This is a genomic window from Gallibacterium genomosp. 3 (assembly GCF_001678475.1).
Taxonomy (GTDB): Bacteria; Pseudomonadota; Gammaproteobacteria; order Enterobacterales; family Pasteurellaceae; genus Gallibacterium; species Gallibacterium faecale.
Genome location: NZ_JTJR01000029.1, coordinates 12832 through 25204, shown reverse-complemented (window position 1 = coordinate 25204; position 12373 = coordinate 12832). Strand labels below are relative to the sequence as shown.

General features: G+C 36.1%; 13 protein-coding genes. 7 read left to right on the top strand and 6 right to left on the bottom strand.

Annotation, left to right across the window (positions count from 1 at the left end; translation table 11 throughout):
• Window positions 1-162 precede the first annotated feature (162 nt).
• Window positions 163-324: a fimbria/pilus periplasmic chaperone gene (locus QV06_RS12205; protein WP_082985067.1), complete on the bottom strand. Its 162-nt coding sequence runs from the start codon at window positions 322-324 to the stop codon at window positions 163-165.
• A gap of 326 nt (window positions 325-650) precedes the next feature.
• On the bottom strand, window positions 651-1877 hold the full coding sequence (rhlB, locus tag QV06_RS07620; RefSeq protein ID WP_065237617.1) for an ATP-dependent RNA helicase RhlB: 1227 nt from the start codon (window positions 1875-1877) through the stop codon (window positions 651-653).
• Between the two features lie 159 nt (window positions 1878-2036).
• On the opposite strand from rhlB, the gene rho reads away from it, so the two are divergent.
• Complete coding sequence (gene rho, locus QV06_RS07615; RefSeq protein ID WP_065234244.1) at window positions 2037-3299, top strand: transcription termination factor Rho; 1263 nt, start codon at window positions 2037-2039, stop codon at window positions 3297-3299.
• Window positions 3300-3416: 117 nt separating this feature from the next.
• Complete coding sequence (locus QV06_RS07610) at window positions 3417-5075, top strand: sulfatase-like hydrolase/transferase (RefSeq protein ID WP_065237635.1); 1659 nt, start codon at window positions 3417-3419, stop codon at window positions 5073-5075.
• A gap of 16 nt (window positions 5076-5091) precedes the next feature.
• Here the strand turns inward: QV06_RS07610 and QV06_RS07605 are convergent, their stop codons facing one another.
• From QV06_RS07605 to QV06_RS07595, 3 genes are all read right to left on the bottom strand, one after another.
• Window positions 5092-6351, bottom strand: coding sequence for a glutamate-5-semialdehyde dehydrogenase (locus QV06_RS07605; protein ID WP_065237616.1), 1260 nt, complete (start codon window positions 6349-6351; stop codon window positions 5092-5094).
• A gap of 11 nt (window positions 6352-6362) precedes the next feature.
• Window positions 6363-7457, bottom strand: a complete 1095-nt coding sequence (proB, locus tag QV06_RS07600) for a glutamate 5-kinase (RefSeq protein WP_065237615.1) — start codon at window positions 7455-7457, stop codon at window positions 6363-6365.
• 87 nt (window positions 7458-7544) lie between these two features.
• Window positions 7545-8735: a sugar transporter gene (locus QV06_RS07595; protein WP_065237614.1), complete on the bottom strand. Its 1191-nt coding sequence runs from the start codon at window positions 8733-8735 to the stop codon at window positions 7545-7547.
• A 347-nt stretch (window positions 8736-9082) separates the two neighbouring features.
• On the opposite strand from QV06_RS07595, the gene QV06_RS07590 reads away from it, so the two are divergent.
• From QV06_RS07590 to nusG, 4 genes are all read left to right on the top strand, one after another.
• Window positions 9083-9859: a threonine/serine exporter family protein gene (locus tag QV06_RS07590; RefSeq protein ID WP_065237613.1), complete on the top strand. Its 777-nt coding sequence runs from the start codon at window positions 9083-9085 to the stop codon at window positions 9857-9859.
• 2 nt (window positions 9860-9861) lie between these two features.
• On the top strand, window positions 9862-10329 hold the full coding sequence (locus QV06_RS07585) for a threonine/serine exporter family protein (protein ID WP_065234239.1): 468 nt from the start codon (window positions 9862-9864) through the stop codon (window positions 10327-10329).
• Window positions 10330-10475: 146 nt separating this feature from the next.
• On the top strand, window positions 10476-10886 hold the full coding sequence (gene secE, locus QV06_RS07580; protein WP_065237612.1) for a preprotein translocase subunit SecE: 411 nt from the start codon (window positions 10476-10478) through the stop codon (window positions 10884-10886).
• Window positions 10887-10889: 3 nt separating this feature from the next.
• Window positions 10890-11441 carry a transcription termination/antitermination protein NusG gene (gene nusG, locus QV06_RS07575; RefSeq protein ID WP_065234237.1) on the top strand — a complete coding sequence of 184 codons (552 nt, stop codon included), beginning with the start codon at window positions 10890-10892 and terminating at the stop codon, window positions 11439-11441.
• A gap of 42 nt (window positions 11442-11483) precedes the next feature.
• Here the strand turns inward: nusG and QV06_RS07570 are convergent, their stop codons facing one another.
• Window positions 11484-11870 carry a helix-turn-helix domain-containing protein gene (locus QV06_RS07570; protein WP_065237611.1) on the bottom strand — a complete coding sequence of 129 codons (387 nt, stop codon included), beginning with the start codon at window positions 11868-11870 and terminating at the stop codon, window positions 11484-11486.
• 136 nt (window positions 11871-12006) lie between these two features.
• Here QV06_RS07570 and QV06_RS07565 point away from each other — a divergent pair, with 136 nt between their 5' ends.
• Window positions 12007-12360 (top strand): hypothetical protein, encoded by a 354-nt coding sequence (locus QV06_RS07565; protein WP_065237610.1) that lies wholly within the window; start codon window positions 12007-12009, stop codon window positions 12358-12360.
• Window positions 12361-12373: the final 13 nt, after the last annotated feature.

Genomic DNA, 12373 nt, shown 5'->3' with positions numbered 1-12373 from the left:
AATAAGCCAATGCTTAGTTCCGTATTGGCTTATTGCTGTTTTTATAAAATCAGATTTGGTGGGTATTATTGATAAGAAAAGGTAAAAATGGCTTTACTCACTACATTACCTACTTCGACTTTTAATTTGATCAGGGGTAACGTTGATATTCCCATCATCAATCTAGCTCTGAATTAATGCAGGATTATTGTTATCATTTGTCACTTGAACTAACAACACTTTTTTCTCCGCAGAATAAATCACTCGTGTCCCTATAATAACTATACTGGTATAACTGGTTGATACGCTTAGCCCGCAGATTAGACAAAACAATTTTTTCCACATAGATCTTTCCAAATGCACAAATAAATATTATTACCCAACTTCATATTGGATCGTATATTCTGCTTTTGCGACTATATTACTAATAGTTGGAGATGCTGTTATATTATTGGCTAGAGTGGAAAAGTTAATAAGATTATTTTCATCAAATACTTACACGACTATACTCGTAGCTGTATCAGTAGTAGATCACAGCTCTTATCTCGGTTATTTATACATATAGTTCAACCGATCAATTTGTTGGCAAAGTCCTTTATTTCTTAAATTTAAGTTTATCAGCAGTCTGGTATGCCATTTAAATCAAGTTAAATTAAATGGCATATCTGTTTTTATCTATGACGAGGATTTGCTGCGTAATATTTCTTATTGGTTGTTGTCTTTTTTATCTTAGGTAAGGGTAATAACGCAGTAGGATCATAATGACTAACAGGGATCTGATGACCAATATATTGTTCAATTGCTGGTAGATTAATTGCATAATCTTCACATGCAAAGCTAATTGAAATGCCTGTTTCTCCCGCACGGCCAGTACGCCCAATTCGATGTACATAATCTTCATAATCATCAGGTAAATCATAGTTAAAAACGTGCGTTACTTGAGGAATATGTAAGCCACGTGCTGCTACATCTGTTGCCACTAAAATATCGAGTTCACCTTGTGTGAATTGTTCCAATAATTTAAAACGTTTCTTTTGTAAGACGTTACCTGTGAGTAAACCCACACGGTGCTCATCAGCCAACAAATATTGCCAAATTTTTTCGCATTGATATTTAGTATTGGCAAATACAATACAACGTTCTGGCCATTCTTCTTCGAGTAATGTAAGTAATAACTTCATTTTATCTTGGTTAGAAGGATAAAAAAGTTCCTCTTTTACAGTGTCGGCTGTTTTATATGCGGATTCTATTTCAACATAATGCGGATCATTCATATCTTCAAAAGCCAACTCGCGTACTTTGAAAGAGAGCGTGGCAGAAAAGAGCATTGTTAATCGTTCAGTAGGTGGTGGGCAATGCCGTAATAAATAGCGAATATCTCGAATAAATCCGAGATCAAACATTCGGTCGGCTTCGTCTAAAACTACACATTGAATATGATTTAAGGAGATAACGCGTTGTTTTACATAGTCAATTATCCGACCGGTCGTACCTATTAGAATATTGACACCATCTTGTAATGTTTGTAACTGTTTCTCGTAACCATCACCACCATAAGCCAAACCTAGTGTTAATCCTGTTTTTTCTGCAAATATCTGTGCATCATGATGAATTTGTACAGCAAGCTCTCGGGTCGGGGCAAGAATCAGTGCGGAGAGTTGAGATTTTGCTTGGGGTGATTTTTGTAAATGTTGGAATAGGGCAGTTAGAAAAGCAACGGTTTTACCTGTTCCAGTTTGTGCTTGTCCTGCAATATCTTTACCTTGTAAAGAATATGGCAGCGAAAGCGCTTGAATTGGGGTGCAGTATTCCATCCCCATTTGCTGTAAGGCAGCTAAGATCGCAGGATCAAGCGAAAAATCACGAAAACGTGTTGATGTGAGATATTGATGTTCCATAAATTAGAAATAAAGTTAAGATTTTATTAAATTCAGCGCAAATTCTACTCTAAAACTAGACAATAGTCTTTTTTAATGGTAATTTTGCGACTGAATTTTTATCTCATATCTAAATTACAATTCGTTTTTAATCTAATCTACAACAACATTTCAGTTATTATGAATTTAACAGAATTAAAAAATACGCCTGTTTCTGAGCTTGTGAAATTGGGCGAGGAACAAATGGGGCTAGAAAATTTAGCTCGTTTAAGAAAACAAGACATTATTTTCGCAATCCTTAAACAACATTCAAAAAGTGGTGAAGACATTTTTGGTGATGGTGTTTTAGAAATTTTACCTGATGGCTTTGGTTTCTTACGTTCTGCAGATAGTTCTTATTTAGCTGGCCCAGATGATATTTATGTTTCCCCAAGTCAGATTCGCCGTTTTAACCTACGTACAGGGGATATGATCGAAGGTAAAATTCGACCGCCAAAAGAAGGTGAACGTTATTTTGCTCTTCTCAAAGTTAATCAAGTCAATGATGACCGTCCTGAAATCTCCCGTAATAAAATCCTTTTTGAAAATCTTACTCCATTACACGCAAATTATCGTTTACGTATGGAACGTGGTAATGGTTCAACAGAAGATTTAACCGCACGTATTTTGGATTTAGCTGCACCAATCGGGAAAGGACAACGTGCTTTAATCGTTGCACCACCGAAAGCAGGTAAGACAATGTTCTTACAAAATATTGCACAAAGCATCACATATAACTATCCAGAATGTATTTTGATGGTGTTGTTAATTGATGAGCGTCCAGAAGAAGTGACCGAAATGCAACGTATGGTAAAAGGTGAAGTGGTTGCATCAACCTTTGATGAGCCAGCAGCACGTCATGTACAGGTTGCAGAAATGGTTATTGAGAAAGCTAAACGTTTGGTAGAACACAAAAAAGATGTTGTGATTTTATTAGACTCAATTACACGTTTAGCACGTGCTTACAATACGGTAACGCCGGCGTCAGGAAAAGTGTTATCAGGTGGGGTGGATGCGAACGCATTACATCGACCAAAACGTTTCTTTGGTGCAGCCCGTAATGTAGAAGAAGGCGGTAGCTTAACGATCATTGCGACAGCATTAGTGGATACTGGTTCAAAAATGGATGAAGTGATTTATGAAGAGTTCAAAGGAACAGGGAATATGGAACTTCATCTTTCACGTAAAATTGCAGAAAAACGTGTCTTCCCAGCAATCGACTTCAATAGCTCTGGTACACGTAAAGAAGAGTTGCTCACCACCCCAGATGAATTACAAAAAATGTGGATTTTACGTAAGATTGTTCATCCAATGGGTGAGATTGAAGCAATGGAATTCCTCATTGATAAATTGTCAATGACAAAAACTAATGAAGAATTTTTTGAAGCAATGAAACGCTCTTAATGTTTAAATTTTGATGAAATAACCGCATTGGTAGTCACTATCAATGCGGTTTTTATTTTGTATTTGAGGTAAGTATGTAATAATCAAGGTTATTTTTCAGGGGAGTGGATTATGATTATAGTGGAATATATTTTATTAACATTATTTAGTATTGCTTCTTTAATTTTTATTAAAAACTCCCATTATCGTTGGACTTATCTATTTGCTATTTCTCTTTTTTTATTTTTCTTTGGTTTAGTATTAACATTTACCTCTCAATGGCAGCGTGCATTAAATTTTGCCAATCTATCATTTATTATTTTAATGCTGTTCCATCGTCTAAAAATCCATTATTACAAACAACCTTTATTAATTTCTGATTTTATCCTTGCCTTTGATCCTCGTAATTGGGAAACGTTATTACATTATAAAAGTGCGATTGTTGCTATTTTAGGATTATTAGGCTTATTTATTTACGCCATCATCGGATTTTCTTCGGTAGCTTCTTTAGGCTTAATAGGCCATAGCTTAGGTGTGATTATTGTATTAATCAGTTTTGGTGTAATGTTCCATTATAGTAAGCATCCAGATGCAATTCGGGTGTGGTTAGATTCTTTACCTGATGACGGACGAGATGTATTTCTCAATCTACCTATGTCGGCAAGAGGAGTTTTCTTCCATGTGCCCAAAATAGAGGGGAATGGAGAGAAATTTCAACAGTTAATGGCTACTGTGGAAGCATACCCATTAAAATCAGAAAAACCTGATATGGTGATTTGGTTGCATGAATCAACCGTTGATCCACAAATGTTCTCTTTTCAGTCTAGCCATATACCAGTATTATCAATGTATCAAACACAACAAGATTGTGTATTACATAATTTATTAAGGGTACATACTTTTGGTGGCGCAACCTGGAAATCTGAATTTGCTTTTTTATCTGGAATTCCTTCCACTGATTTTGGTGCTATGGCGAGTTCTGTTTTTTATTCGGTGGCACCACATACAAGATATAGTTTACTCAAAGTATTAAAACAAGAAGGGTATTATTGTGTGGCATTAAGTCCTTTCACCAAAGGAAATTATAATGCACAACAAGCTTATGATTGTTTTGGATTTGATCTGTTCTTGCAACCACAAGATTTAGGGTATCCTGCGCCAATATCAAAGAATTTATGGCATATCGAAAGTAGTGATATGGCGAAGTATGTGCAAATGATTTTAGAGAAACAGCATCCACGATTAGTCAATATTGATCAGCCATTATTTGTGTATGTATTAACTATGCGGGAACATGGTCCTTATCATGCACATACTGAAAATCTTTATCAGATTGAAGATGATCATTTTTCTGCGCATGATATTGGGTTAATAAATGATTATATCCAGCGGTTGGTAAAATTAGATGTATGTATGGAACAGTTTAATTGCTATTTGCAACAGCGAGGCAAGCCTTATCTTTTAGGTTATTTTGGTGATCACCAACCTAATTTTGAGCAGAAAAAAGTGAAATATCAGTCGGTACTCAATCAATTTGAGTATCCAGAATATATTACTCAATTTACTTTACGGGCAAATTATCAGACTAATCCGATTCAGATTAATGGCGTATTAGATATTGCACAGCTTGGTGGTGTGTTGTTAGAAGTTGCAGGATTAAAGGCTGATCCTTTCTTTAAGGCGAATATTGCTATGCGTAAATTAGGAGGTGGATTGCAAGAGTCTGACACCAAAGATCAGGCATTATTACGCGATTATCAACACTATCTCTATCAGCAGCTAGAGATAGTGAGATAACCTTAAAAGGAAATTATTATTTCCTTACAGCATAATCCCCAGAGCAGATCCATTTATAGGTAGTTAAGGCCTCTAAGCCCATTGGGCCCCGTGCGTGAAGTTTTTGTGTACTGATAGCAACTTCTGCGCCTAAACCAAATTCACCGCCATCTGTGAAACGGGTACTTGCGTTTAAATAGACCGCAGCAGAATCAACTTGATTCTCAAATTGCATTAATAATTGTGGATTTTGGCTGAGGATACCATCGGAATGTTGACTGCCATAATGGCGAATATGCGCGATAGCGTGAGCCATATCTTTAACAATAACCACATTGAGATCGAGCGATAGCCATTCTTGGCTTAGTGTAGCTTCATCTAAAGGTTGTACTCGATCGGTGTGTTGGCGAAGAATAGCCAAAGCTTGTTGATCAGCATGGAAAGTGATGAGTGGGGTTTTATTATATTTCGCTAATTCAGCTAAAAATGTTGGCGCAATACTTTCTTGTACTAAGAGTGTTTCTAAGGTGTTACAGGTGCTTGGACGTTGTGTTTTTGCATTATGAATTACAGTCAACGATTTAGCGATATCTGCACTTTCTTCAACAAACAGATGGCATACTCCAATTCCACCAACAATCACAGGAATGGTGGATTGTTCTTTACATAATTGATGAAGCCCCGCACCACCACGAGGAATAATCATATCAACATATTGATCTAATTTAAGAAGCTGGGTAATTAATTGGCGATCTGGATTTGTGATAGCTTGTACAGCCGTTGCAGGCAACTGTTCATCAATTAAGGCTTGTTGGATAATATTCACTAACACTTGATTGGTATGTTGTGTTTCTTTTCCACCTCTTAAGATAGTTGCATTTCCTGTTTTTAAGCAAAGACAGGCTACATCAATAGTAACATTTGGGCGCGCTTCATAGATCACACCAATCACACCTAACGGAACCCGTTTGCGTTCAATTTTTATCCCACTATCTAACTCAGCGCCATCAATGATATTCCCAACGGGATCAGCAAGAGAAATAATATGATTGACCTCGTGGATAATGCCATCAAGACGTTGTTCAGTAAGGAGTAAACGATCGATCAGTGCTTTGCTTAGTCCTTGTTGCTCCGCTTGTTGAATATCTTTTGCATTAGCAGTGAGAATCTCTTCTTGATGTGCTTTTAATTGGTAAGCGATACGCGCTAAAACGGCATTTTTTTGCTGATGAGAGATGGTTGCAAGTTGGAAAGAGGCGTCTTTCGCCTGTTGTCCCATAAGTTGTAGGTCGGTCATATCTTTTACTCCTATAATAAAACGAGATCATCACAATGGATGGCAACAGCACCATATTCATAGCCAAGAATCTCATTAATTTGTTGAGATTGTTGCCCTTTGATACGTTGTAAAGCATCACTATTGTAACGTACCATACCACGAGCTAATGGTTTCCCCTCTGCATTTTGTAACAAGATAACTTCCCCGCGGGAGAACGTACCTTCAATTTGTTTAATACCCGCTGGTAGTAAAGATTTATGTTGAACTGTTAGGGCGTGTTCTGCACCTTGATCAACACTAATTTTTCCAGCAATAGGTGCAGCAAATAGCCATTGTTTACGACTATCAATCGCGTGGTGTGGTACTTTAAATTTTGTTCCAATCTCGACTTCATTCGCGAGATCAATAATGACGTGTTTACGATTACCTGGTGCAATAATAGTTTCGATACCTGAACGTGTAGCAATATCAGCTGCGGTAATTTTAGTCGACATACCACCAGTACCTAAACCAGATACACTTCCGCCAGCAATAGAACGGGTTTCGTCTGTAATTTTCTCTACCACAGCAATTAATTTTGCATCAGGATTACTTCTTGGATCGCTATCAAATAACCCTTGTTGATCAGTTAATAGATAAAGTTGATCAGCGTGAGCAAGAATTGCCGTAAGTGCAGAGAGATTATCATTATCACCAACTTTAATTTCAGCAGTAGCCACCGCATCGTTTTCATTAATGACGGGAATGATTTGATTATCGAGTAAGGCAGTTAATGTATCACGAGCATTTAAGAAGCGTTCTCGATCTTCAAAGTCGGCACGTGTTAATAAGATTTGCCCAATTTTAATATCATAGATTTGAAAGAGTTGTTCCCAGGTTTGAATAAGCTGACTTTGTCCTACAGCGGCTAATAATTGTTTTGAGGCAATCGTAGCTGGAAGTTTGGGATAGTTAAGATAGTGGCGACCAGCAGCCACAGCACCAGATGTAACAATAATAATCCGATAACCTTGTTGATGTAATGTGGCACACTGACGCACAATTTCCAGCATATGTGGACGATTTAATTTTGATGACCCTTGCGTTAAAACACTAGTTCCAAATTTTAAAACAATAGTTTTCATAATTATGTTTAAGTAAAAATTAAAGCGTTTAAGGTAGCACTAAACTAACAAAAAACGAAGTAAATAACGTAGTTTTTTCGTGATGGTTTAGGCTTGAATATTTAATAGTTTATGTTGAAATTTTAGATGGATAAATGTAAACCAAACGATAGCAATAACCCCTAAGATTGCTCCAACATAGCCGATATAACTCAACCCGAGGTGCTGCATTACCTGATTACCAATTAATGCGCCACCACCAATGCCAATATTATAAATACTTGAATAGATAGATGAGGCTAAATCGGAGGCATCGGGCGCCAGTTGTAAAACTCGAGTTTGCATACCAAGCCCTAATGTAGAAATACCAATTCCCCAAACTAAAATAAGAATAAATAGTGCAATCGGGCTATGCCCTAGATAATAAAGGGACATTAATGACATTGTCAGCGTCAGCATAGCTGTAGCGAGAAATCTGATTGGCATTAAACGAAATAATAGATTAAATAACAAACTAGCAATGATCCCAGCAAGACCAAAGATAAGTAGGCCTGCTGTTGCAGATGCTGCTGAGATATGACTAATTTGCAACATAAATGGCTCAATATAACTATACGCAGTAAAGTGTGCTGAAATAATAATAGCTGTAAAGAGATAAATGCCTAGTAACATTGGTCTACGACAAAGTATAGGTAAGCTCTTGAGTGAACCAGCATTTTGGCTTGGAAGATGAGGCAATAGACGTGCCAAAATAAATAAAATGATGGTAGCAATGATACCAATTTGGGCAAAAGTTGTCCGCCAGCTTAGCCATTGACCAATGATTCGACCTAATGGAAGTCCTAATACCATGGCTAAAGCTGACCCCATCGCTAACAAGCCAAGTGCTTGTATTTTTTTATCTTTTGGCGCAACACGCATAGTGAGTGATGCAGTAATTGACCAAAAGATAGAGTGGGTTAATGCGATACCAATGCGAGAGAGTAATAAGATCCAATAATTCCAAGCAATAGCGGAAAGAATATGACTTACGATAAAAAGGATAAATAATTTTATCAATAATTGACGGCGTTCCAAGCTAGAAGTCATTAACATACAAGGTAATGACATTAATGAAACAATCCAGGCATAGACTGTAATCATTAATCCAACTTCGGAAACAGGCATAGTAAAGCTTTGTGCAATATCAGTCAGTAATGCAACTGGGATATATTCAGTTGTATTAAAAACAAAAGCAGCAAATGCCATAACAACTACTCGAGCATATTCAATTCGACGAGCAGATCTTCTTGATAACATGTTGTATAACGTTCCTTAGTAATATCAAATCATCTCAAACATCTTGAAAAGACGATTGAGAAAATAAGTTATGATTAAAAATGGAATAAATTATTGTTACGTAGAAAGTTAGCTTATTGATTTTATTACTTATTTATTTTTACTAAGATAGCTAACATACGAATATTTGTAGGTTGATAGAAACTTATTCTGTCAAAGTGGGGTAATTTTATCGCTTATTCTGATGAAGGTACACAGCTTTAAATATTTAATTTGAGAATTAACTTTAATCTTTGATCTGTATTCATAGTGAGCAAGATAAGTTTCTTTTATAATGCCAACTTCGATTTTGTAAGGTAGAGATATATATGGCTGAAATATCGCATGAAATGCAGCAAGAAATCACCCGATTATGTGCAAAAGCTGCATTATTAATGTTACAACATGGTGCCGAAAGTACGTTAGTCGATCAGGTTGCTTGTCGCCTTGGTCGCGCATTAGGCGTTGAAAGAGTTGAAGCTGCGTTAACACCAAATGCAATTGTGCTAACCACCCGTCATCAAGAACAATGTATTACGACAACACGACGTAATTATGATAGCGGAATTAATATGGCAGTGGTTACGCAAGTACAGCGGATTATGATTGCGGCTGAACATAAAATTTATGATGTCTATCAGGTACGTAGGAAATTAGATGAAGTAAAACCACTTAAATATAATCGTTGGTTTGTTGTATTAATGGTGGGGCTTTCTTGTGCAAGCTTTGCTAGATTGGCAGGTGGTGATGTTATCATTTCTTTGATTACGTTCTTTGCGTCTGGATTAGGGATGTTTGTCAGACAGGAGTTAGGAAAGCGTCACTACAATCCATTGATTAATTTTGCGGTTACAGCATTTGTGGCTTCTTGTGTTTCTGGGCAGGCACTATTGCATAGTTGGGGTAATGAGCCTGAAATTGCATTAGCATCGAGTGTCTTATTATTAGTACCAGGGTTTCCATTGATTAATGCCTTGTCTGATGTGTTAAAGGGATATGTAAATATGGGGCTTGGCCGTTGGGCAGTCGCAACGGTTCTTACCTTTGGTGCTTGTATTGGCATTGTTTTTGCATTAGCTGTTTTACATATTAATGCGTGGAGTTAACAATGAATGTGGTTTTAACCTTATTAAATGATCTGTTATTTGCGGCTATCCCAGCGGTTGGTTTTGCATTAATTTTTAATGTGCCGCCTAAAGCATTAAAATATTGTGCAACATTGGGAGCATTAGGACATTGCTTTCGTACCATTTTAGTTAGCTATTGTGGCGTACCATTAGTGTTTGGTACATTTTTTGCCGCAGCATTAATTGGGTTTATTGGTGTTTATCTCTCGCAACGTTTTCTTGCTCATCCAAAAGTGTTTACGGTTGCTGCGATTATTCCAATGATTCCAGGGGTGTATGCTTACAAAGCAATGATCGCTATCGTACAAATTGCTCATTATAGTTATAGTGAAGAATTATTGGCACAAGCATTAGAATATTTTGTAAAAACAGGTTTTATCCTTGCTGCGATTGTCTTTGGACTTGCATTGCCAGGCTTACTTTTTTATCGTAGCCGTCCTGTGGTTTGAGTAATAAAAACGCTTTTTATCTGATTCTGATTGAAAATTGATTAGAGCAGATAATTTTTGTATGAAATCTAGCAATAAAGTGCTAGAATTGCGGGCTTAAAAATCTCCCTATAAGTTTTATTTATTAGGTTTTATGTAGGTTCATAATGAGTTCAGAAATTGAGAAACAGAAAGCATCCTCGAATGAGGAGCTTAAATTTAAAAAAGCAAACAGCGCATTATTGTGGATTGTTGCGGTGATTTTAGTCTTAGTTGCAGCTGTAGGTAATATTTATTTTAAAGATCAATTTGCTGCATTTGTCCGTGTGCCAGTTATGGCAGTATTATTGTTATTAGCTTTAGCCGCGGCAGCATTCACTAACCAAGGCACAACAGCAAGAACATTCTTAAAAGAGTCACGTATCGAATTAAGAAAGATTATTTGGCCTACCCGTCAAGAAGCTTCTCAAACAACATTAATTGTTATGGGAGTGACAGTAGTGGTTTCATTAGTATTATGGGGCTTAGATTCTTTAATTGTTTCTTTAATCAACTTTATCACCAACTTGAGGTTCTAAATTATGAGTGAAAATACAACGCAAAAACGTTGGTATGTGCTACAAGCCTTTTCAGGATTTGAATCCCGTGTTGCGGCAGTATTACGTGAATATATCAAATTGCACAATATGGAAGATCAATTTGGCGAAGTATTAGTACCAACCGAAGAAGTGGTTGAAAATGTTGGTGGAAAACGTAGAAAAAGTGAAAGAAAATTTTTCCCTGGCTATGTGTTAGTTCAAATGGTGATGAATGATGATACCTGGCATTTAGTACGCAGTGTGCCACGTGTAATGGGCTTTATTGGCGGAACACCAGATCATCCAGCACCAATTTCTAATCGTGAAGCAGAAATGATCTTGAATCGCTTAGAACAAAATAGCGATAAACCAAGACCGAAAACGATGTTCCAACCTGGTGAAGAAGTTCGCGTTAAAGAAGGTCCTTTTGCAGACTTCAATGGTACAGTAGAAGAAGTAGATTATGAAAAGAGCCGCTTGAAAGTTTCTGTATCTATCTTTGGTCGTGCAACACCAGTTGAGCTTGAGTTTAGTCAAGTAGAAAAAACTATTTAATTATTGCTTATAACAATAAAAAAGTGGCAAAAAGCCACTTTTTTATTGAACTAATTTATCTTTTAATAGAGCTATAATTTCTTCCAATTTTTGGATTTCTTTCTCTTTTTGTTTTAGTAACTCGTCTTTATGAATGATGATAAGTTTGAGTTTTTCGTTTTCAATATTTGGTGAGTTGTTATAATAATTGGAACTTAATTGACTATTTTCATTAATAAGGAAAATATTGTTGTTATCAGTTGTTATCAATTCAATAATGTCCATATCAAAAATTTTTGCAATTTTTTCTAATTTATCAAGATGTAATTTCGTTTCTCCTCTTTCAATTCGTGCGTAACCGTTGAGAGACATATTCATTTTATCGGCCATTTCTTCTTGGGTTAACAAATTCTGTTCTCTAAGTATTCTTATTTTTTGGTTTAGTTTCATTAATGCACCTATTTTTGGGGTATTTTACTCGAAAAAAGAGAATTTTTAGTGTGATTTTGATATACATCTAAACGCTTATATTAATTAAACTAATAATAACATATTTTGATGTTTTTTTTTATCAAAGGAGAAAAAAATGAAAGAAAAAATAGAGTCTATCATAGGTTTCGCTGTCATATGCTGTATTGGATATGCTGTATATGGAGTTTATAGTTTCTTTTTCTCATCAGACTTATCAGATGATTATCCTGAAATAGTAGAATATTTACAGTGTGCAACAGCAGCTGAAATGTTAGCTTCATCAGAAGAAGAAATAATAAAAGTTGGAAAGAAAGCGAAAGCCAAGCTTGTTCCATTGATTCGAGAATCAGGAATAGATTCACAAGAGTTTTTGGAAATTAATAAAGAGATTAGAAAAGAGTTATCTCAGGATAGAAAAAAAATATTAGAAATACATAATTCTGTAACTTGTAGAGCTTTACGTTCTTAATAGAATTTTTTAA